Annotated in this window: 14 protein-coding genes; 9 read left to right on the top strand and 5 right to left on the bottom strand. The window is 62.4% G+C overall.

Features of this window, described 5'->3' with window-relative positions; all coding sequences use genetic code 11:
* Window positions 1-321: 321 nt before the first annotated feature.
* The gene (locus VGE08_RS09320) at window positions 322-1,989 is read left to right on the top strand and encodes a methyl-accepting chemotaxis protein (protein ID WP_331067594.1); all 1,668 of its coding nucleotides are present in this window, start codon (window positions 322-324) and stop codon (window positions 1,987-1,989) included.
* 43 nt (window positions 1,990-2,032) lie between these two features.
* Window positions 2,033-3,844: a glycoside hydrolase family 15 protein gene (locus VGE08_RS09325; RefSeq protein WP_331067595.1), complete on the top strand. Its 1,812-nt coding sequence runs from the start codon at window positions 2,033-2,035 to the stop codon at window positions 3,842-3,844.
* A gap of 70 nt (window positions 3,845-3,914) precedes the next feature.
* Here VGE08_RS09325 and VGE08_RS09330 read toward each other — a convergent pair whose 3' ends face one another.
* Together VGE08_RS09330 and VGE08_RS09335 are read right to left on the bottom strand one after the other, a co-directional pair.
* A complete protein-coding gene (locus tag VGE08_RS09330) occupies window positions 3,915-4,523 on the bottom strand; it encodes an alpha/beta fold hydrolase (protein WP_331067596.1) in 609 nt (202 codons plus the stop codon).
* 132 nt (window positions 4,524-4,655) lie between these two features.
* Window positions 4,656-4,835, bottom strand: a complete 180-nt coding sequence (locus VGE08_RS09335; RefSeq protein WP_331067597.1) for a hypothetical protein — start codon at window positions 4,833-4,835, stop codon at window positions 4,656-4,658.
* A 284-nt stretch (window positions 4,836-5,119) separates the two neighbouring features.
* Between VGE08_RS09335 and VGE08_RS09340 the strand changes: the two genes are divergently transcribed.
* The 6 genes from VGE08_RS09340 (at window position 5,120) to VGE08_RS09365 (ending at window position 14,906) form a co-directional block, all read left to right on the top strand.
* Window positions 5,120-6,796, top strand: a complete 1,677-nt coding sequence (locus tag VGE08_RS09340) for an AMP-binding protein (RefSeq protein ID WP_331067598.1) — start codon at window positions 5,120-5,122, stop codon at window positions 6,794-6,796.
* Window positions 6,797-6,950: 154 nt separating this feature from the next.
* Complete coding sequence (locus VGE08_RS09345; protein WP_331067599.1) at window positions 6,951-7,616, top strand: response regulator transcription factor; 666 nt, start codon at window positions 6,951-6,953, stop codon at window positions 7,614-7,616.
* Window positions 7,613-8,986: an ATP-binding protein gene (locus VGE08_RS09350; protein ID WP_331067600.1), complete on the top strand. Its 1,374-nt coding sequence runs from the start codon at window positions 7,613-7,615 to the stop codon at window positions 8,984-8,986. The genes VGE08_RS09345 and VGE08_RS09350 overlap by 4 nt, the downstream gene beginning before the upstream one ends.
* A gap of 147 nt (window positions 8,987-9,133) precedes the next feature.
* Entirely contained in the window at window positions 9,134-10,645 is a 1,512-nt protein-coding gene (locus VGE08_RS09355; RefSeq protein ID WP_331067601.1) for an efflux transporter outer membrane subunit, read from the top strand.
* Window positions 10,642-11,829: an efflux RND transporter periplasmic adaptor subunit gene (locus tag VGE08_RS09360; RefSeq protein WP_331067602.1), complete on the top strand. Its 1,188-nt coding sequence runs from the start codon at window positions 10,642-10,644 to the stop codon at window positions 11,827-11,829. Before VGE08_RS09355 ends, VGE08_RS09360 begins: the two co-directional genes overlap by 4 nt.
* The gene (locus VGE08_RS09365) at window positions 11,826-14,906 is read left to right on the top strand and encodes an efflux RND transporter permease subunit (RefSeq protein WP_331067603.1); all 3,081 of its coding nucleotides are present in this window, start codon (window positions 11,826-11,828) and stop codon (window positions 14,904-14,906) included. The genes VGE08_RS09360 and VGE08_RS09365 overlap by 4 nt, the downstream gene beginning before the upstream one ends.
* 13 nt (window positions 14,907-14,919) lie before the next feature.
* Here VGE08_RS09365 and VGE08_RS09370 read toward each other — a convergent pair whose 3' ends face one another.
* Window positions 14,920-16,161 carry a DUF2254 domain-containing protein gene (locus VGE08_RS09370; protein WP_331067604.1) on the bottom strand — a complete coding sequence of 414 codons (1,242 nt, stop codon included), beginning with the start codon at window positions 16,159-16,161 and terminating at the stop codon, window positions 14,920-14,922.
* Between the two features lie 756 nt (window positions 16,162-16,917).
* Between VGE08_RS09370 and VGE08_RS09375 the strand changes: the two genes are divergently transcribed.
* The gene (locus tag VGE08_RS09375; RefSeq protein WP_331067605.1) at window positions 16,918-18,864 is read left to right on the top strand and encodes an NPCBM/NEW2 domain-containing protein; all 1,947 of its coding nucleotides are present in this window, start codon (window positions 16,918-16,920) and stop codon (window positions 18,862-18,864) included.
* Between the two features lie 8 nt (window positions 18,865-18,872).
* Here VGE08_RS09375 and VGE08_RS09380 read toward each other — a convergent pair whose 3' ends face one another.
* On the bottom strand, window positions 18,873-20,948 hold the full coding sequence (locus tag VGE08_RS09380) for a glycoside hydrolase family 36 protein (protein WP_331067606.1): 2,076 nt from the start codon (window positions 20,946-20,948) through the stop codon (window positions 18,873-18,875).
* Window positions 20,949-21,078: 130 nt separating this feature from the next.
* Entirely contained in the window at window positions 21,079-21,858 is a 780-nt protein-coding gene (agaR, locus tag VGE08_RS09385) for a transcriptional repressor AgaR (protein WP_331067607.1), read from the bottom strand.
* Window positions 21,859-21,975: the final 117 nt, after the last annotated feature.

The following is a 21,975-nucleotide window of genomic DNA, read 5'->3' on the forward strand; positions in this document are numbered from 1 at the left end:
ACCTCGGGCTGGATCGGGCCAACCCCGGGGAAACCGGGGGCTTTTGGTCATACGCTGCCCCGCGCCTGGCCTGCACCGGGGTTTCCCGCCCGGCGGGGCCGGAAGTGTGAAATCGATAGCCCCCATAAGGACTTCCCTGGTACGGCCCCTACCCGTTTCCGGCAATGCGGCATCAGGAGAGGTCCAGATCAAGTCTTAGAGCTGCGACGCCGATAGTGAGGGTGTACCGGAGGTCCGGGTGTGCGTCTCTTTGGCACGTCCACTCGCGTGGGGGGCAGGTGCTGCGGTCTGGTTCGTGTGTGGATTGCTCGTGATATTCCAATGAAATTCAAACATCGTATCTGGATGCTGCCGATCATGACGGCGGTCATCATCATGATCGGCATCGCGATCAGCTCGCAAATGACGTCGCGAACGTCCGCGGCGCTCGATCGTGTCGAGAATGTTCAATACCCGACTGTCGAAGCGCTGCGTATAGTTCGCTCCGCCGTGGTGGACGTGCAGGAATCCCTGCAGCGCGCCGTCGCAGAAGGCGACGAGCATGCGATCGGTGCCGCGGCTGAGCATGCGATCAAGGTGCGCGATGTGCTCAGGCAACTCGCCGCCGTGGATTCCGAGAGCAGCCTGGCGAGCGAGCTTGGCGAGTCGTTCGATGATTACTACTCCGCCGCCACTGCGGCGACGCGAATCATGCTGGGCACGGACAGCGGCGCCGCCCCTGTCGCCATCGCCCGCATGCAGAAGACCAACGAAGCGTTGATGGCCCATCTGACTCGCTCACAGGACGCGGCGATTGCCGAGTTCCGTTCGCTGCTCGCGAGCGGTACCGAGAACGTGGAGCGCAGTTTGATAGCCAGCCTGATCAGCGCGGGCGTCATGCTGCTGGTGTTGGGCGTGGGCTCGTGGGTGTTGATCGGTAGTGTGTTCCGTAGCCTCGGCGGTGAGCCCGAAGTTGCCGTGCAGATCGTGCGCACGATCGCCACCGGCGATTTCACGGCCGTCGTCAATCTGCGCGACGGGGATCAATCCAGCCTGTTGCACGGAATCGAAACGCTGCGGCAGAAGCTGGGCACGCTGATTCACGACGTGCGCACCACGGCCGGAGCGGTCGATTCAGCTGCCACCGACATCAGCACGGGCGTCGATCGCCTGAGCACGCGCACCGCGGACCAGGCCGCCAGACTGGAAGGAACGGCATCGAGCATGGAAGAGATGACCGTGACGGTGAAGCGCAACGCCGACAACGCGCGTCACGCCAATCTGCTTGCGACCGAAGCGCGCGATCAGGCCGAACGTGGCGGCGCCGTCGCGGCTCGTGCCGTCAGCGCGATGGCCGAGATCAACGAGGCAAGCCGGCGCATCGCCGACATCATCGGCGTGATCGACGAGATCGCCTTCCAGACCAATCTGCTCGCGTTGAACGCGGCCGTCGAAGCGGCGCGAGCTGGCGAACAAGGCCGCGGCTTCGCGGTGGTCGCCTCCGAAGTGCGCAGCCTTGCTCAGCGCAGCGCCACTGCGGCTCGCGAGATCAAGGATCTGATCCAGGACTCGGTGGCCAAGGTGCAGGACGGCACCAAGCTGGTCGACGAGTCCGGCCAGCACCTCACCGACATCGTCGCGGCCGCCAAGAAAGTGGCCGACATCATCGGCGAGATTTCCTCGGCCAGCCAGCAACAGGCCAGCGGCCTAGACCAGGTCAGCGGCGCGATCACGCAGATGGACGAGTCCACGCAACAGAACGCGGCGATGGCGGAAGAAACATCCGCGGTGGCTGTCTCCATGAGCGAGCAGGCGAAGAAGCTGACCGACCTGATCGCAGTGTTCCGCATCCGCGAAGACGGATACCGCTCGTCCGGTTCGATGATCCGGCCCGTCGCCACTCCGGCACCGAAGCCGGCGCCGGTCGCGAGCCCCCGGCCGGTGGTGATCCCGGCGCCGCAACCGATGAAGAAGGCGGCCGGCTCCGACGTGGAATGGCAGGAGTTCTGATCGGCCGCAGGAACGATTCGCGGCCCGGGCGCATTATCGTCGAATGAACGATGCGCCCGGGCGAATCGAAGACTATGGACTGATTGGCGATTGCGAGAGCGCGGCTCTGGTCGGGCGCGGCGGCTCGATCGATTGGCTCTGTTGGCCGCGCTTCGATTCGGATGCCTGTTTCGCGGCATTGCTGGGCACACCGGACCATGGGCGCTGGTTGCTCGCACCCTCCGACCGGCGCGCACGCAGCAGCCGGTGCTATCGTGATGACACTCTGATTCTCGAGACCCGCTTCGAAACCGAATCCGGGTCGGTCCTGCTCATCGATTTCATGCCGCCGCGTTGCGGGCCGGCTTCCCACTTGATGCGACTGCTGGTCGGCGAGCGCGGCACCGTCGCCATGCACCTCGAACTGATCCTGCGGTTCGGCTACGGTGCGACCACCCCTTGGGTCACTCGTGTCGACAACAAAACGTGGTCGGCCGTGGCGGGTCCGGACATGGCGGTCCTGCATACCGACGCAGCCGTGCACGGCGAGAACATGAGATCGGTCGCCGATTTCACCGTGCGCGCGGGCGAGCAATGGGCATTCAGCTTGACCTATGCCAACTCGTCCAGCGATCCGCACTCGCTTCGGATTCCAGACGTGCCGACGGCGCTCGCGGATACCGAGCGGTTCTGGACCGAGTGGATATCCAAAGCTCGCACCACCGGCCGCTGGCAGGCGCAGGTGAAACGTTCTTTGATCACGCTGCGCGCGCTGATACATCGAAAAACCGGTGGCATCATCGCTGCGCCCACGACATCGTTACCCGAGCACATCAGCGGTACCCGCAATTGGGACTATCGATATTGCTGGCTGCGAGACGCGACGCTGACGCTGCTTGCGCTCATGAACGCAGGCTACTACGACGAGGCCCGGGCGTGGCGCGACTGGTTGCTGCGCGCGATCGCGGGCAGCCCCAATGAAATGCAGATCATGTATGGCGTGGCCGGAGAGCGGCGCCTCGCCGAATGGGAAATCCCCTGGCTGCCTGGTTACGAACAATCCAAACCAGTTCGAGTCGGCAACGCCGCGCACGCACAACTGCAGATCGATGTCTTCGGCGAAGTGATGGATGCATCCCACCAGGCACGAGCCAGTGGGTTTCCGCCGCAGGCGGCCACCTGGAATCTGCAGCGAACGCTGCTGGAACACCTGGAGGACATCTGGGAGCAGCCCGACTATGGCATCTGGGAAGTGCGCGGACCTCCGCAACACTTCACGTACTCCAAGATCATGGCCTGGGTGGCATTCGATCGCGCCGTGAAGGACGCAGAGCGCTATGGACTCGAGGGTCCGATCGAGCGTTGGCGTGCCGTGCGTCAGCGCATTCATGAGCAAGTCTGCGAGCGCGGCTACAACGCGCGATTGCAGTCATTCGTGCAGTCATACGGGTCCGAGCAACTCGATGCCAGTCTGCTGCTGATCGCGGAGCTGGGTTTCTTACCGCCGGAGGACCCGCGCGTGCCGGCCACCGTGCGCGCGATCGAATCAAGCCTGCTTCGCGATGGGTTGGTGCGCCGCTATCACACCACCGAGACCGACGACGGCTTGCCACCGGGGGAGGGCGCATTCCTGGCATGCAGTTTCTGGCTGGCCGATGCCTATACGATGTGCGGCCGCATCGACGAAGCCGAGGCGCTGTTCGAGCGCCTGCTCCGGCTGGGTAACGACCTGGGTCTGCTCGCCGAAGAATACGATCCGGTCGCGGGGCGCCTGGTGGGCAATTTTCCACAAGGCTTCTCGCACCTGTCCTTGATCAACACCGCCTTCAATCTCGCCCATCGCGATAAGCCGGCGGAGCAGCGTTCGGCGGGCTGAATCATGCGGCAGAGATTCACGGTAACTCCCAATGGCAGTCAGTAGATGGCAGTGACGGAATTGCGGCTCGCTAAGCGTGGTGTGCAAGCAGCCAACGTCGCAGCAGCGCGGAAGTTTCTTCGGGCATTTCCATCGGCGGCAGGTGGCCACAGCAAGGAAATACATGAAGCCTGGAGCCTGGAATGTTCCGATGCATCTCTTCCGCTTCATCGGGCGGCGTAAGAATGTCGGAATCGCCCACCGCGATGAGCGTCGGGATGTTGATCGATGCCAGCCCCGGCCGGAAATCCGGCCGTTCGAGAATGGCGTTCTGTTGACGCAGAAAGGCGTCGCCACCCACCCGCTTCGCCATCGCGCGCACTTCTTCACCAATGGGACCGCCGACGTGACGCTCGTGCACGAGTTGCGGCAGCATGCGAGCGGTGACGCCGAAAAAACGTCCATGCCGAAGTGATTCGATGCCCGCCAACCGCTGCGCCGTTCGCTCGGACGTATCGGGCGAGGCGCTGGTGTCCAACAACGCCAGTCGCGTCACTCTCTCGGGCTGCTGGCGCAGCATCTCGAACGCAACGTAGCCGCCCATCGACAATGCCGCCAGCGCGAATCGCTCCGGCGCCCTGCATGCGCTGAGCGACCGGCAAGACGTGCTCCGCAGGGAGCTCGCCGCAATCGACACCATAGGTGATCCATTGGAGTTCGATCAGTGCGTCCGCAGGGCGCAAGCGATCATCGAGCCGCTGATTACTTCGAAGAAGAGGCGATAGCGCTGGCCTGCTGCTAGTGGTGCGGCCGGTCGTGACATGGGCTTGTTTCACTGCTCCATGATCAGCAGCGTCGACGTCGCCGATGCGAACAGCGTGCCCGCCTCGTTCACGAGTCTGGCTTCAGCAAAGGCCACGCGTCGGCCGATGGTGACGACCCGCCCTTCGGCTCTCAGGGACCGGTCGAATCCGTGATCGCCTGCCAGCCAGCCGCCGTGCAAGCGGACCACTCAGGCGCTGAATGTGCGGCGAATTGAGTGGAATACGCTATTGCCGTTGCAGGTGGCGGGCTGCAGCCTCGCTGCGCAGCGCAGACTGCGGTGGTCAACGCACGCGTGACGCTCACGATGCTGGATGACCGATTGTCCGTGTCGCTATTTGCGATAGTCTGCTGGACGAGGATCGCGAAACGTTCGCGTTCGACGTGTCGGTAGCGCCGCTCGGCGGAACCTACACGACGTGCGGCGAGCCGCGTTGGTACGGTTTGCAAACACGCATTCAGTTCTGAGAATCCATGTCACGTACTGATGAGTTCCTGGCAGCGCGCGATGGCCTGCTGGCCGCCCGCGAAGATCTCGCGGGCGCCTGCCTGGCCTGGCGCCGGCCGACATTCACCCGCTTCAACTGGGTCGGCGACTACTTCGATGTGATCGCCAATGGCAATGCTCGGGCGGCATTGCGCGTCGTCGACGATTCAGGCGGCGATGCTGCGCACTCCTATGACGCGCTACGCTTGCGCGGCAATCAGGTTGCGCGATTCCTGGCGGCACAGGGCGTGGGCAAGGGCGATCGCGTGCTGGTCATGCTCGGCAACGTGGTGCCTTTGTGGGAGACGATGCTGGCGGTGATCAAACTGGGCGCGGTGATGATTCCCGCGACCACGCTGTTGGACGGCGACGATCTGCAGGACCGCATCGAGCGCGGTCAAGTCAAAGCAATAGTCACGCACTCTAATTTAACGGAGCGATTCGCGAAGTTGCATACCGCTGCCGTGCGCATCGCCGTGGGACCCGCAGTGGCGGGTTGGCTGAATTTCGACGCGACACTTTCGCAACCCACAGACTTTAACGCGGCGGCGACCGGTGCCGACGATCTATTGCTGTTGTATTTCACATCGGGCACGACCGCGAAACCCAAGCTGGTGGCGCATACCCATGTGAGCTATCCAATCGGGCACCTGTCGACGCTGTACTGGCTCGGCCTGAAACCCGGCGACGTGCACTTGAACTTGAGCTCGCCGGGTTGGGCAAAGCATGCATGGTCCTGTTTCTTCGCACCCTGGAACGCCGAAGCCACGGTGCTCGCGTATCAGTACGATCGTTTCGATGCTTGCGCATTGCTCGATGTCATCCAGCGCTGCGGCGTCACAGTGTTCTGCGCGCCGCCGACGGTCTGGCGCATGCTCATTCAGCAGGACTTGAAACAATGGCGGCCAGTGCTGCGTGAAGCGGTGAGCGCCGGCGAGCCGCTCAATCCAGAGGTCATTGCTGCGGTCCGTACTGCCTGGGGGATCACGATTCGGGATGGCTATGGCCAGACCGAAACCACAGCGCAGATTGGCAACTGCCCTGGCCGGCCGCTCAAGCCCGGTTCCATGGGCTTGCCGCTGCCCGGCTATCGCATCGAGCTGATCGATGCCGAAGGGCGTGTGGGGGACGAAGGCGAGATTTGTATCGATCTCTCCGAGCGGCCCGTCGGTTTGATGCAGCAGTATCTGGATGATCCGGAGCGAACCGCCACGGTGATGCGCGATGGCTACTATCACACCGGCGATGTAGCGAGCCGCGATGCTGAAGGCTATCTGACTTACGTCGGACGCATGGACGACGTGTTCAAATCCTCCGACTATCGAATCAGTCCGTTCGAGCTGGAAAGCGTGCTCATCGAGCACGAAGCGGTGGCCGAGGCGGCGGTCGTGCCCAGCCCGGAGCCGACCCGGCTTTGCGTGCCCAAGGCGTTCATTGTGCTCGCCGCCACCGCCAAGCCGGATGCGCAGACGGCTCGTTCGATTTTCGAGCACGTCCGCGCCCGCGTGTCGCCCTATAAACGGATTCGCCGCCTGCAGTTTGCGCCACTACCCAAGACCATCTCGGGAAAGATCCGCCGCGGCGAATTGCGGCGTGCCGAAGAGGAGCAGCGCGCCGGGAGCGGGCGGGCGGAGGGTGAGTTCTGGGAAGAGGATTTCGCATAAGGGCTTGAAACACCGGCTGGCCCAGGCGCCATGGGGCGTCCTGCATTCCGCTCCACCAAGCTGCCGAACTTTCAGAACAGCAGCCTTAATAAGTTATTAAACTGAAATTGCCAGTATCATCGGCGCGAATGTTCGTGGATGGTACGGATTTGCTGTGAAGCTGCTGCTCGTCGAAGACGACCCCATGCTGGCCGAAACGATATGCGATGGCATTCGTCAGCATGCCTGGGTCATCGACCACGTGCGCGACGCGTCGGCGGCGCAGCTCGCGCTGGTGGAACACTCCTACGCCGTCGTGCTGCTGGACCTGGGCCTTCCCGGCGATTCCGGCCTCACCGTCCTGAAAAAGATGCGCGAGCGTTACGACTCCACCCCGGTGCTCATTCTTACCGCCCGAGGTCAGCTGAGCGATCGTATTCGCGGCCTCGACGCAGGCGCCGACGACTATCTCGTCAAGCCGTTTCCTTTCGATGAGCTTCTGGCGCGAGTGCGCGCCGTCATACGCCGCGCCCAGGGACGCGTGGTGCCCGCGATGAGTCGTGGCGACGTGGTCCTGGATCCCGCCAAGCGGCTGGTAACGCGCGCCGGAGCGCGGGTGTCGCTGAGCTCGCACGAATATCGAACCCTGCTGACACTGATGGAACGCCCCGGCCACGTGGTGACGCGCGAGCAGCTGGAGAACGTGGTCTACGGCAGCGCCAGCAGCATCGAAAGCAACACCATCGCGGTCTTCATACATCAGCTGCGGCGGAAGCTGGGCGATGACATCATCACCACGGTGCATGGGCAGGGCTACATGATCGGCGAGTCGCGTTCGTGATCAGTCATTCGCTCCAGGGCCGCATGATGGTGGAGTTGGGCCTGTCGATCACGCTGACGTGGATCGTCTCGATCGTCACCATCTTCGTCTATACGGCGCACAGCCAGGAAAGCATAGAGGATCGCCTGCTGCAGGTGATCGCGACCCGGATTCTGTTGTCGATTCCGCACGACGAGGAAATGGATGGCTTGGGCCCCGCTCTGCAGCTGCGCGATGACAGCCAGTTCGACGAGGAACCGCTGAGCTTCCAGATATGGGAAGGCAAGCATCGCCTGGTTGGCCGCACCCCGGATGCACCGGACCAGCCATTGCGGCCGGATTTCGGCGAAGGCTTCGCCGATTTCCTGGTCGCGGGCGAGACCTGGCGTGCGTTCTCCATTTCCGACCGCAGCGGTCGGATGTACGTGCAGGTCGGTCGGCCGCGCAGCGCCATCGATGAGCATTTGCGCGCAGAAGTCCTGTCGGGGCTGAGCGTGTCCACGGGGCTGCTGTTGCTCACGGGTTTATTCATGGGGTGGACGGTGCGCAGATCGTTGCGGCCCATCGTGACCATCGCGAAAGGCGTCAGGAACCGGAAAAAGTTCGATCTGGCGCCCTTGCCGGTGGCGGGCCTGCCGTGGGAGGTCGCGCCGTTGGTGACGTCTTTCAACCAACTGTTGGAGCAGCTCGATCAGTCGGTTCAAGCCGAACGACGTTTCATCGGTGACGCCGCGCACGAGTTGCGCACGCCGTTGTCGGCGCTGTATGGCCAGGCGGAGGTTGCTTTGCGAGCGACCACAATGGCGGAAAAAGATGCGGCACTGGTCAAGTTGTTCGCGGTCGCGGAACGTAGCACGCGCTTATCGGAGCAATTGCTGGATCTTGCGCGGCTGGAAGCTGGCACGCACGCGCCGGTACGAGAGTTGTGTGACCTGGATGACATCGTGGTCCATATCGCCAGCGAGTTCGACATAGTCGCGCAGAAAGCGAATCGCACCCTCCAGCTGGTTACCGAACCTTGCGCGCTCATGTGCGATGTGGACGAGATCGGCATCCTGCTGCGCAACCTGGTAGACAACGCTTTGCGTTATACCTCGGAGGGTGGACATATCAGGATCGCGTGCGGCCGTTCGGGACCGGAACAACGAGTGTTCCTGGAAGTGTCCGACGATGGACCAGGCGTTCCCCCGGAGCAACAGACCGCGATCTTCGATCGATTCCATCGCGTGCCGGGAAGCAAGACTCGCGGCAGTGGCATCGGCTTGTCACTGGTCGCGGAGATTGCTCGCCTGCATGACGCAACCATAGAAACCGGCGATGGCATCGGCAACCCGGGCTTCCGGGTGCGCGTCACGTTTCCTGCGGCTCCGGCAGAAGCGTTACCCGGCTAGTTCCCGGCGACATGTTGGGGCGTGCCAGCAAGATCTTAAAAACTCGTTAATAACTCTAAGAAGTTCCTAAATCTCTTTCGTCACCATAGTGTCGGGCGCTGACATCGGGTCAGCGCCCGTTCACCGGTCTATGGAAGAGGAAAGGATATGTCTCGAGCTCAATCTCGAGCTTCATGGAGCACGGCGGCCGCACTCTTGCTGAGTGCCTGTGCCACCCAGCCGGATTACCGCAGCCCGGCGACGAATCTACCGGCTGAATGGATCAATGAGACCGATCGGGCGAGCGTCGCGGCGAACCTCGACGATGCTGAACGTGAGGTCTGGTGGACTGCGCTGGGCGATGCCGCGATCGACACTCTTGTGAGCGCTGCGCTGACGGATAACCCCACCTTGGCGGAGGCGGCGGCACGAGTCGATCAGGCGAAAGCCCTTTTTTCCCTTGCGCGTGCACAACGATCCCCGCGAGTAGATATAACCGCATCCTCGGCTCGCGAACGTGTTGCCAATCCTGACGACGCTGGTCGCACGACCACGACATGGCAAACCTCGAGAGCGATTGGTCCAAGCTTGTCTTGGGAGATTGATCTGTGGGGCCGCGTTAAAGAGAACAGCCTGGCGGCACACCGGCGTCTTCAGGCTCGCGATGCCGATGCACGCGATGCGCGACTTTCGATCGCGGCCCAGGTTGCCAACGGCGTGTTGTCGCTTCGCGCGTGCAACCTGCTGCTCACGATACGCGATGCCGACATCGCTTCACGAGAAAACGAATTGGCGATCATTCGCACGCGTGTCCGGCTCGGCACGCTACCTCCTGTCGACGTAGCTGCTGCGGAGAGCAACCTGGCTAGCGTTCGCATCGATCGCATTTCCCAGGAGGAGGTTTGCCTGCAGACGGTCGACGCCCTCGTCGCAGTGAGCGGCCGACCTGCGCATGAAGTTCGGTCTCTCGTCGCCGTTCCGGTCGCGCCGGATCGAGCCGATGATCTGGCTGCGCAGATCCCGAGCGCGCCTGCCATCGTTCCAGAGCTTCCCGCGACGGTTCTTCTTGCTCGTCCGGCAGTCGTCGCTGCTGAACGTGAAGTCGCTGCTCGCTGGTCGGAGATTGCTATTGCGCGTGCGGAACGTCTGCCTGGGTTGGACCTATCGGCTGTTGTCACCGGCCAGTGGATTCGTGCCTTCGGCACGACGGACTCGTTCACCACCGGATCGACGTTGTTAGGTATTTCTGTGCCGCTGTTTGATGCCGGCGCAGGGAAGGCAGAAGTGGCCCGTGCAGATGCAAGTTACCGCGAGGCACTGGCTACCTTGGATGCAACAATTCGGCAGGCAATGCGTGACATTGAAGATGGACTGGCGGCCCAGGACTCGGCGATTCGCCGCGCGGAAGTGTCGCGATCTGCGCTGACCGCGGCTCGCTACACGCTCAGCGCGAATGAAGCGCGTCGACGTGCAGGTTCGATCGGCTCGTTCGAGCTGGAGGAGTCGCGTCGCCAGCTCAATCGAGCACAAGAAAGCGCGATCGTTGCCGCACGCGATCGGGCGCAAGCATGGGTTGAGCTCGTCCGCCGGTCGAGCTCCGTTGTCGAAACGGGTGCATCGGTCAAATCCGGAACCGCCGCGGCGCTGGCCTCCAGCATTGGAACGGAGTCTCTGAAATGAATGAAGTGACGAATACGCTGAACGACAACCTTCCTTCTGATGCTGAGACAGCATTGCCCCGCTTGTATCGCCGCGTTAACCCGATAGCGCGGGCTGCGTTGTTGCTATTGGGAATAAGCGCGGCAGCCTGGTATCTGCTGTCCGGTACCAATGATGAAGGCGCTTCGGCCGTCGCAGAGCAGAGAACGCCGGCACTGACTGTTACCACCGCCAGGCCACAGCGCGAGCTATGGCCGGTCACGCTGACTGCATCGGGCACGATCGCGCCGTGGCAGGAGGCGAGCGTGGGAGCGCAAGTCGGCGGCTATCAGCTGATCGAAGTGCGAGTGAACGTCGGCGACAAGGTTCGGCGTGGTGACGTACTGGCTCGGATGGACTCTGCCTTGCTGCGTGCCGAGGAAGCGCAACTGCTTGCCAACGACGAGCAAGCGATTGCCGACCGGGAGCGTGCGCTGGCGCTGCAACGGGAAGGCGCCATTAGCGATCAGGAAGTACTGCAGTTCGTCACCGCAGCGAAGGTGTCGGCGGCCTTGCTCGCCTCCAAGCGTCTTCAGCTGCGTTACACCGACGTGGTTGCTCCAGACGACGGCGTCATCAGTGCTCGTAGCGCGACGCTTGGCGCCGTGGCCGCGGCAGGCGAAGAGTTGTTTCGTCTCATTCGAGGAGGTCGCCTGGAATGGCGTGGAGAGCTTACTGCCGCGCAGCTTGCCAGCGTCGCCAAGGGACAACTCGTCGAGCTGGCGTTGCCGGACGGCAGCGCTGCCACTGCCAGAGTTCGAGAGACCGCGCCGAGCTTGGACCAGAGGTCGCGGCTCGGCCTGGTCTATGCCGACCTGGTCCCCGGCAGCCAGGCGCGGGCCGGAATGTATGCAAATGGACAGGTGGTCGTTGCGGAGACGGTTGCATTGGTCGTGCCCGCTGAAACGGTCGTGATTCGCGACGGACGAACCTATGTCGCCAGGCTTGCAGACGAGCACGCGATGCCGACGGTCGCGCTGCAGCTGGTGACACTCGGCCGTCGTCGTAACGATGAAGTGGAGATTGTCAGCGGCCTGACGGGAACGGAGATCCTGGTCAGAGCCGGAGCGGGGTTCCTGGGCGACGGCGACGTGGTTCGCCTCGCACACACGGAGCACGATGCGTTTCAATCCAGTAACGTCGTCAAGAAAGAGGTGGTGCTATGAATCTCGCCACCTGGTCGATCCGCAACCTGATTCCCTCGGTGTTGCTGTTCATCCTGCTGAGCCTGGCGGGATTCTGGGGATTCGCGCGCCTGCCGATCCAGGATCTGCCCGACCTGGAACTGCCGGCGGTCACGATCATGTTGAGCCAGCCGGGCGCGGCGCCAGCGCAACTGGAAACGGAAGTGGCGCGCAAGGTCGAGGACGCGTTGGCGACGCTGCGCGGGCTCAGGCACATTCGCACCTCGATTACTGATGGCATGGTTTCGATTCAAGCCGAATTCGAGCTGGAAAAACCGCTCTCGGATGCATTGATCGAAACCAAGAATGCAATGGATCGCGTGCGATCGGAGTTGCCGACCGACTTGCAACAGCCGACAGTGGCCGCCGCCAGTTTCGCGGGCGGGCCCATCTTCACGTACGCGGTGTCTTCCTCGCGCATGGATGAAGAAGCGCTGTCGTGGTTTGTCGACGATACGCTCGCGAAGGCCGTCCTCGATGTTCCCGGCGTCGACCGCATAGAACGCATCGGCGGTGTGCAGCGAGAGATTCGCATCGAGGCAGACCCAACTCGGCTCGCCGCATTGGGTGTCACAGCAGCCGATCTGTCCCGCGCACTGCGCGACGTTCAGCAGCAATCTTCTGGTGGCCGCAGCCAGCTTGGCGCGGCGGAGCAGTCGATCCGAACAGTCGCACTCGCCTCGCAAGCATACGATCTGGCCGCGCTTCCGATCGCGTTGCCGGGAGGCCGTCATGTGCGCCTCGATGAAGTGGCAACCGTTCACGATACTGAAGCGGAACGCACGCAAGCTGCGCTGCTCGACGGCCAGCCGGCCATCGGCTTCAAAGTCCATCGCGCCAGAGGATCTGACGAAACCAAAGTGGCCGAGGGTGTACAGGCGGCGCTCGCTCGTCTGGAGGCTGCCGATCCCGCGCTCGATTTCGAGCTGGTGTCCAGCTCCGTCGCATACACGCTCGAACAGTTCGATGGATCGATGGCGATGCTCTACGAGGGCGCATTGCTGGCAATCGTCGTGGTGTTCCTGTTCTTGCGTGACTGGCGCGCGACCGTGATCGCGGCGGCGGCGTTGCCTTTGTCCATCTTGCCGGCGTTCGCGTCGATGTATTGGCTGGGCTATTCGCTCAATACGCTCACGCTGTTGGCGCTGGCGGTGACCGTCGGCATCCTGGTGGATGACGCCATCGTCGAGATCGAAAACATCGAACGGCACCGCCGGCAGGGCAAGCCGGTGATGGAGGCTGTCAAGGATGCGGTTTCCGAGATTGCGCTGGCGGTGATCGCCACGACCATGGCGCTCGTCGTCGTGTTCCTGCCGACCGCGCTGATGGGCGGCGTTCCGGGCCTACTGTTTCGACAGTTTGGTTGGACCGCGGTCATTGCCGTGCTCGCGTCGCTGCTCGTGGCGCGCCTGGTGACGCCGATGATGGCGGCTCGCTTGCTGAAGGGCCCTTCGCATACGGAGAGTTCCGATGGGCGCATCATGTCGTGGTATATGAATGCCGTTCGCTGGTGTCTGGACCACAGGAAAGCGACGGTAGCTGCGGCGGTCGCATTTCTTATCGGCTCGTTTGCGCTGGTGCCGTTGATCCCCAGCGGGTTTATTCCGCCCGCGGATGGTGATTTCACATCGGTCTCCGTGGAGTTGCCGCCGGGCAGTTCGCTCGACAGCACATTGCGCGTTGCCGAGCAGGCCCGTGCAGCACTTCAGGATGTCGAAGGCATCCGGAGTGTATTCACAAGCGTCGGTCAGTCGCAGGAAGGCGAGGGCGGCGTGCAGGCAGGTGACGTGCGCCGCGCTACACTGACTCTCACTTTTCCTCCGCGGGGCGAGCGCCCTAGCCAAGCTGATATAGAAGCCTCTGTGCGCGCCAAGCTGGAGAGTGTGCCGGGCGCACGTTTTGCAATCGGTGGCAGCGAGCCAGGGAACAATCTGCAGATGATTCTCGCCAGCAATGACAGCCGGTCGCTGAAGGCGGCGGCGCAGGCGATGGAGAGGGAGATGCGCGGCGTCCCGGGTCTATCCAACATCAGGACAACAGCAAGCCTCGAGCGTCCCGAGATTGTCGTGCATCCGGATCTGCAGCGTGCCGCGGAGCAGGGCGTGACGGCGGCCGCGATTGGCGAGGTGCTGCGAATCGCGACGAGCGGCGACTTCGATGCGAATGTCGCGCGGCTCAATCTCGATAACCGGCAGGTGTACATCCGTCTGAGACTGGGTGACAACGCACGCAAAGATATCGATGCCATTGCCGGGATGCGCGTGAGTGGCCGGGAGGGACCCATTCCGTTGTCGAGCATCGCGAGCCTGTCTCTGTCGAGCGGACCGTCGCAGATCGAACGTTATGATCGACGCCGCTATGTCACTGTGGAGGCGGATCTCGGCGGCATGCCGCTCGGAGAAGCCGTTGCGGCCGTGTCGGGTCTGCCCTCGGTGCGCGGCATGCCCGCGGGAGTCGAGCTGATCGAGGCTGGCGATGCCGAGATGGCAAGCGAGCTCGCGGGAGGATTCGGCATGGCGCTGGTGGTCGGTGTGCTCTGCATCTTCTGTGTGCTGGTGCTGCTCTTCAAAGATTTCCTGCAGCCCATCACCATCCTTTCCGCCATTCCGCTATCGGTAGGCGGCGCATTCCTCGCGCTGCTGGTTGGTGGCAGCGAGCTCGGCGTGCCCGCGATGATCGGCCTGGTCATGCTGATGGGGATCGTAACCAAGAACTCCATCCTGCTGGTCGAGTACGCCGTCGTTGGAATCAACGAGCGTGGCCTATCGATGCGCGACGCGCTGATCGACGCCTGTCACAAGCGAGCCCGGCCGATCGTGATGACCACTGTCGCCATGATTGCCGGCATGATGCCCATCGCTCTCGGCTTGGGCGCCGACGCGAGCTTCCGGCAACCCATGGCCATCGCCGTCATCGGTGGTCTCATCAGCTCGACGGCACTGAGTCTGCTGGTGGTGCCGGTGGCCTTCACCGGTTTCGACGGGTTCCATCGCTATTTGTCGCGGCTGTTCAACAGGTCGCGAACCATGGCGCCGGAGAGTGCGGTCAGATGGGGCTGATCATGGGTTGCAATTACCCAAGCCCCCGCGAGTCGGCACGCAAGGCGCGCTTGCGATCGCTCGACTCGGATATCTCCGACTTGGCGCCAGACTGCAACAGCTCGAGCTGTTTTTGCAGCGGACCTTTGCGCTCGGCGGGAGTAATGGTCAGCAGATCCTCCAGCGCTGCGCGCAGGCGCCGAGCGATTTGCGGCGAGCCCGCGCCGGCCATGCGGATCTCGTCGAAGGCTAGATGGACGTACTCATCCCAGGCCATCACTCGAGTGATCAAGCGCACGGTGCCTTGCTCGTCGCGATATCGGCCGTCTGGAAAGGGGCGGTGCGCCAGCTGGCGCAGGCAATCGTGCAAGCGATCGATCGCCTGCACGGCGGTGGTGGGATCGACAAATGGAGATTCGGCAACGGATCGCTCGGCGATGTCGACCAGCATGCGTAAGCCATAGGCCAGGTCCTGATCGAGCGTGCGTTCCAGTCCGATATCGATGCAGCGTATGGCAGCTTCTGCATCGAGCCTCTCCGCCGGCCCTGCGATTTCGAAAAGCGGCGCGCCAGCCGGCACGAACTCGCCGAGCGCCGGCCGGAGCGTGAGTACGCAATCGGCATTCGCGGCGACTTGCACCAGCGCTTCGTGGTTGATCTGGGTGATTACACCGGACCGCGGCGCGCAGATCGTTGGGCGGTCGAAGCGGCGGGGCGCTCCAGTATCCGGATAGAGCGCGTCGAGCAGCTTGCGAGTATCGGTGCCCACCAGCTCGATCAACGCCGATACTCTCAACTTGCGTCCGATGTGGTGCACATACCAGACCAGCACCATGATGCTGATTACGACCAATACGAACGCAACGACCACGGCGAACCCGGGCACGACACCCGCACCGTCTGTTTGAACCTCGCGAAGCGTGAGCATGGCGTGCGCGAATGTGCCCACGAAAACCCCGATAGCGAGCTGGCTGGGCTTGTCCTGCAGAATGCGCTGGACGATGCGCGGGGAGAACTGGCCCATCGCGAGTTGCACCACCACCATGGTGATCGTCAAGACCAGTGCCGCGAGGCTGACCATGGACGCCGCGACCGTGCCCAAAATCTCCAGTGCGGCATCCGGTCCGCCACTGATCCACTCGGGAATGAGCTCGTAGTCGAAGGCCTTGTCGATCGCGATAGTGCCGAACGAGACGCCGACGCCGACGAGCACGCACGTCAACGGAATGAACCACAGCCCCGTGGCCAGTCGAGAGAAGGATTGAGCGAGCCTCACGGCCGATGCCTATGCAACTTGTCGCCTCGGTAAATCAGTAAACTCGAACGGTGGAACGTTCCCTGTCTCCGCGCCAGTGATGGCTCTTGGTTAAGTCTTGGCGGGCCGCTTTGGGTCCGGAAGGGATGGAAGGCTCATCATTGGATGACGTTGCGTGGGTATTCTTCTCGCCGTGTGGGAGGCTTCAGCAAGGCGGCGCTGCGGGCGACGGAACCGGTTCGTAGGATCACGCAGCGAGAGGGATCGCGTCCGAAGCGTGCGGTGGTCGCAATCGTTGTGGTTCTGCGGGCATGACAGAGGCGAGACCAAGGTTGTAGTCTGCCCCACCATCGCCACTGTCTGGCGGGTTCAGCGGAGCGTACTCCTTGAGTACTCGCGTTCTACCCTTTGTTTTATTTCTCGCGCTGATTTCGGCGTTTCCAGCTAGTAGCGCGAGTGACGAGGCCATGCTCGATGGCTTTGTTGCGAATCCATCAGTCAGATACACCGAGTACCCGAACGTAGGTCACGATGTGTGGACTTACGCGTTTCGGGAGAACGATCTTCCAGAGTGGCTGTTTGCTCAGCGACGGCGCTGAGTCGGTACTACTTTCGATCGATGCACGGTCGAAAGTAGCGCTGGACGAAGGGCGAGCAAGTTGTGTGCGTAGACTGTTATCTTTGAGCCTGCGGCGCAGGCAAGATTGCGCTGCTGGTAGCATGAAAGATCACCCGATCTCGCTTTCGTCCGCTGCAGATACGAAAACAATGGTCACAATGAAGAATCATCGACCTCGATTTGCGTCGCTGCTTGCAGGTAGTCTGGTTCTCACCGTACTCAGTGCGAATGCGCAGACATCCCGGCTGCCCGATCCGCTGGCGCCGACGGGCCGGTGGTCCATCGAGGAGATTGGCAACGCGGCGACTCCGCCCATGGGCTGGAGCAGTTGGAACGCTTTCCGCACCGACATCAACGAGGAGAAGGTCCTGGCGGCGGCCGAAGCGATCAAGCGTGAGGGTCTGGCAGAGCTGGGCTATCGCTACATCAACATCGACGACGGCTGGTGGTTGAAGCGAAGGCAAAGTGACGGGCGCATGTTGATCCGCACCAACCTGTTTCCCAGCGCCAGGGGGCGCGGCAAGGCCGACTCCAGCTTCCTGCCATTCACCACCAGGATTCACCAGATGGGCTTGAAGGCCGGCATCTACACCGACATTGGCCGCAACGCCTGCTCACAGGCCTTTGACCTGACCAGCCCGAATCTGCCCGAGGGCGGGACTGCAGAGCGCGAGGTGGGCGCCTTCGGCCATGTCGAGCAAGATGTGGCGCTGTACTTCGAGGAATGGGGTTTCGACTACATCAAGGTCGATGCCTGTGGCCTGGCAGATTACGGCCCGGCGCGCGAGATCGTCGCGCAGTACGAGTATCGGCCGTTCGAGCCATACATCGTGAGATCCAAGCCGAACCGGTCGAACATCGATGCCGTCACGCAGCTCTACGGCGCCATGAGAAGCGCGCTGGTGCGCTCCAATCCGGACCGGGATTTCGTGTTTTCGATCTGCGCCTGGGGCGAAGCAAATTCTCGAAGCTGGGGCAAGAACGTGGGCAACCTGTGGCGCACCAGCGGCGACATCACCCCCGAGTGGTCGCGCATGCTACACACGTTCGACTCCGCCGTTACACGCGAGCTGTACGCAGGGCCGGGTCGTTGGAATGATCCCGACATGCTGTTCGTGGGCCATGGCGATTTCGACGAGAAGCATCTGCTGCAGGCCAGGAGTCACTTTGCGCTGTGGTCTATCATCGCCGCGCCGCTGATCATCGGCTACGACCTGCGCAACGCTCCGCAAGCGTTGCTCGACATCTGGAGCGCGAAGGAAATCATCGCCGTGAATCAGGACACCGCGGGCAATCAAGGAGTGCTCGCTTATTCGGGAGACGACGTACAGATCATCGTCAAGACATTGAGTACACGCGGAGAGAAGGCCGTCGCGTTATTCAATCGCAGCAGCTCGCCGACGACAGTGTACTTGACCGCGGAGCATCTGAAGATGCGCTCGGACAAGCCCATTGCCCTGCGCGATCTGTGGGCCGGCAAGGATTTGCCTGCGTTTGTCGGAGAGCGCTCTTTCCAGATCGCTGCGCATGAGACGGTCATGCTGAAAGCGACCGGCCCCTCTATCCTGTCCAACGGTCAGTACCTGTCGGAGATGCCCGCGAGGATCAATGTGGCCGTGGATGGAATCAGGGCGCTGCAGAACGATCCCACCATCCATCACATGGTCGACCCATGGACCAGTACGCGAACCAGCGGAACACGCCCGCAATACGCGGGTTGGGGCGGGCCTCGCGCAGATGCAACTCCTTACGATGAAGCCTTGTCGATTCGCGACTCGGAGTACCGTTCGGGAATCGGTGCGCTGGCGGGCTCGCGCCTGGAAGTAAAAGCCGATCGCGCGTTCACTCGATTTTCCGCGGACGTTGGCATCGACGACAGCAGCCTCGGCACTTCCGTCCCGGTGACGTTCGAGGTCTACGGCGACGGCCGGCTGCTGGCGAGATCGCTGCCCAAGTCGTTTGGTGATCGCGCCGAGAGCATCAGCGCGGACGTTCGCAACGTCTCGCTCGTGGAGCTCGTGGCCCGGCCTTCCGGCCAGGATCCGAGTCTGGTCGTGGTCACCTGGGGGAACGCTGCATTCGAAGTTTCCGGGCCGGCGTCGTAACTCACACGTCACGCGCGCTCGGGCGTAGCCTGGATCAACAGGAAGCGATCGAAGCGGGCGCTCACGGTGTTGGCCGCCGCATCGACGACGCCGAGATCGACGTCGTTGAAAAGATCCCGCACGCGATACTTGCCATCGCCGAGACCGCGCAGCTGCACCTTGCCGTTCCACTGATCCGCATAGAACGCGTAGTACATGGCACCGTCCTTAGCGATGGCATGCGCTTCGGGCTTGTCGAATCCGATGTCGTACAAGCCACCCAGATATTCACCCTGCGGAAGCATGTGCTGTTTATAAATGGCTACCCATTTGCGCCAGAGCGCCTCCTTCTCGGGCGTGAGTGCGAAGCCGCCAGGCGGCAACGGCGAGGTGGGGCGGTCGGTGTCCTTGGGCCAGGTGAACTTCGAGGAGATCACCGCGCCGATGCCGACGCTGGAGGCGAAGTCGTCGCGGTTGTCGGCAAGCTCCACGTGATCGCCGGCGAAGCTGCTGTTGCGGCCAATCAGTGCCTTGAAGGTCTTGCCTTTGCTGCGTACCTGCCAGGACGAGAGCGGATCGGACGAGGGGTACTGATCCGTCGCCGGCAAGTTGTGAAATTCGAACACCGTGCCGCACGGGCACAGCTCCACCACGGCTTCGGGATTGGCGTCGTGTGCCGCTCTGTGAATGGCTTTCCAGAAGTCGGCCAGCTTCTCGCGGGATTCGTTGGGATGCGAGTGCTTGTGCGCCGGGTTGTAGCAGGGCGCCACGGCGTTGAGATGCTGACCATCGAGCTTGAGGCCCTCGAAGCCCCAGTCGCCGATGATCTTCTTGGTCAGCTCGACGTAGTAGTCGACCGTGGGTTGGTAGCCGGGGCACTGCGTGAGCGCGTTCCACCAAGTCACGGTTTGGAATGCGCCCCACTGATCGAGCAGCAGCATGTCGGTGTGGTTCCGTAGCACGTCGCTGCCAGGATCAGCGGCCAGCGGCGCGATCCACAAGCGCGGACGGAGGCCCTGCGCACGAATGGCTTTGACGAGCGCGCGCATGTCTTCATCGCCACGCGGGAACTTGCGCTTGTCGATGTGCCAATCGCCTTCATTGGTCTGCCAGCCGTCATCGAGCACCGCCCACTCGAAACCGAGCTCGCGTACCTTGGGCAGCGTTGCGACGATTTGCTCCACGGTGAAATCGCGCTCGTAACCCCAGGCGCACCACACCGGCGCGAAGGCCGATTGCGGCGCCTTGGGCGCGACGATGCCTTCGTCTTGCATGAACTGTCTGTACTGAGACAGCGGTGCAAAGTGGTCGCCGGTATGCGCGCAAATGAACGTGCGCGCTGTAGAGAACGATTCGCCCGGCTTCAGCGTCAGCGGTAACTCACTTTCGATGGCAATGCTCGCGCCCTTCGCGGTCTTGCGCACGGGCAGATCCAACAGCCGCGGCACGTTTTCCAGATGACCAACGGCGAGACCTGCATCACGGCGCCAGATGTTCGCCATGGGAATGCCGCCGCCGTAGTCCGACGCCGCCATGCTCAGCGTGTTGCGCTGATCGAAGCCCGCCTCGACCGGTTGCACCCAGTCGCGACGGTCAGGATGAGTTGCGCCGGAGAAGCTCCAGAAACCGCCGGGGGCATCCGCCAATTCATGTGCGGCGTTACGCCAGCCCGCGAGCTCGAGCGGCGCGGTACCGCTATTGCGGTAGTGAACTTGCAGCATTGCCAGGCCGGGTAGCTTATCGAAGAAAATGATTTCGACCTGCTTCTCTATACCGTCCTTGGAGAGGCCCGAGAGGAGGTGACGTTGACCGGCGCCGTGGCGTGAGTCCTCGATCTGCTGGCGCGAGTGATCGGCGAAGTTGAAAGCGTCAGCAACGCGGCCTTCGAACAGCAGGGCCTCGCTCGCCTGGAACGAGGTGAGCGCGCGGCCGCGAAAAGCGATGCGGCTGTACAGTTTCTGGTTGAAGGTGATCGACAGCGTGCCGTCCGATGCTGTCTGGTCACCGCGGGTCGCGGCGCTGGCGAAACGGCTCCACGGCAAGGACGCCAAAGCGAAACTTCCGGAAACGAGTTTCAGAGCAGTCCGGCGTCCGAGTTGGGTCATGATTGGCACCGATCCGGGCAAGTTGCCGCGCATTCTGCGGCACCGAGACCCTCCATGCAATAGCTTTTGTTTCGGTATCTTGCTATTAAGTTTCGTTATGCATCAGTCGGCGAGCGGGAGTTCGGCGTGCTCAGGCCTGCTGCACTTCCACGCCCAGCTGACGCGCCGCCTGCACGACATCCTCGGGCGCGTGCTCGTCGGTGATCAACATGTCCAGCTCCGCCACCGAAATGATCCGGTGCAGGCAGACCTTGCCGAACTTGGAGCTGTCGGTGATGGCAATGACCGTACTGGAGTTCTCCACCATCTTGCGGTTGAGCATCGCCTCGGGTTCGAAATGAGTGGTGATGCCGCGCTCCAGGTCGAAGCCGTCCACACCCAAGAACAGCTTGTCGACGTGCAAAGCGTTCAGCGCGTCCACCGTGAGCCCGCCGTAGAACGACATGCTCTTGCGGCGCAGCTCACCGCCCAACATCAGAATGTTGACGTTGCTCTTGGGCGCAAGCGCAGAAAGAACGCCGAAATCGTTGGTCACCACGGTGACTTCGATGTTCGGCAGCGCCTCAGCGAGCTGGATGCCCGTGGTGCCGGAGTCGATCACGATGGTGTCGCCCGGATTTACCATAGCCGCGGCTCGCAGGCCTATGCGGCGTTTCTCGTCGAGATGCGAGGTGCGCTTGGCCTCGTAAGGCGCCTCGGTCGCCGTTTCTCCAACCACCTTGCTATCAATGGCGCCGCCGTAAGCCCGCGCCATGATGCCGCGCTCGGACAGGTAGCGCAGGTCCTTGCGCACCGTCTGCATGCTGACGCCGAAACGCTTGGCCAGTGAGACCACTTGCACGCTGCCGTGCTGGCGGACGAGCTCACTGATCTGCAGCCGGCGCTGACTTGTATCGCGAGTTGCGGACATGGGTTCTCCTTTCCATGGAGTATGCGATATTTCGTTTAATTTCGCTATTGATACAAAACGAAACTTGTACTACGCTCGATTTCGTTTCGTTTCGAAAATAACTCATCCGGGGAGAGA

This window comes from Steroidobacter sp., from assembly GCF_036406195.1.
Classification (GTDB): Bacteria; Pseudomonadota; Gammaproteobacteria; order Steroidobacterales; family Steroidobacteraceae; genus Steroidobacter.

Excerpts from the sequence above, each read along its gene's own strand:
- VGE08_RS09320 (WP_331067594.1), top strand. The coding sequence starts at position 322 with ATGAAATTCAAACATCGTATCTGGATGCTGCCGATCATGACGGCGGTC.
- VGE08_RS09325 (WP_331067595.1), top strand. The coding sequence starts at position 2,033 with ATGAACGATGCGCCCGGGCGAATCGAAGACTATGGACTGATTGGCGAT.
- VGE08_RS09330 (WP_331067596.1), bottom strand. The coding sequence starts at position 4,523 with ATGGTGTCGATTGCGGCGAGCTCCCTGCGGAGCACGTCTTGCCGGTCG.
- VGE08_RS09340 (WP_331067598.1), top strand. The coding sequence starts at position 5,120 with ATGTCACGTACTGATGAGTTCCTGGCAGCGCGCGATGGCCTGCTGGCC.
- VGE08_RS09355 (WP_331067601.1), top strand. The coding sequence starts at position 9,134 with ATGTCTCGAGCTCAATCTCGAGCTTCATGGAGCACGGCGGCCGCACTC.
- VGE08_RS09360 (WP_331067602.1), top strand. The coding sequence starts at position 10,642 with ATGAATGAAGTGACGAATACGCTGAACGACAACCTTCCTTCTGATGCT.
- VGE08_RS09365 (WP_331067603.1), top strand. The coding sequence starts at position 11,826 with ATGAATCTCGCCACCTGGTCGATCCGCAACCTGATTCCCTCGGTGTTG.
- VGE08_RS09375 (WP_331067605.1), top strand. The coding sequence starts at position 16,918 with ATGAAGAATCATCGACCTCGATTTGCGTCGCTGCTTGCAGGTAGTCTG.
- VGE08_RS09380 (WP_331067606.1), bottom strand. The coding sequence starts at position 20,948 with ATGACCCAACTCGGACGCCGGACTGCTCTGAAACTCGTTTCCGGAAGT.
- agaR (WP_331067607.1), bottom strand. The coding sequence starts at position 21,858 with ATGTCCGCAACTCGCGATACAAGTCAGCGCCGGCTGCAGATCAGTGAG.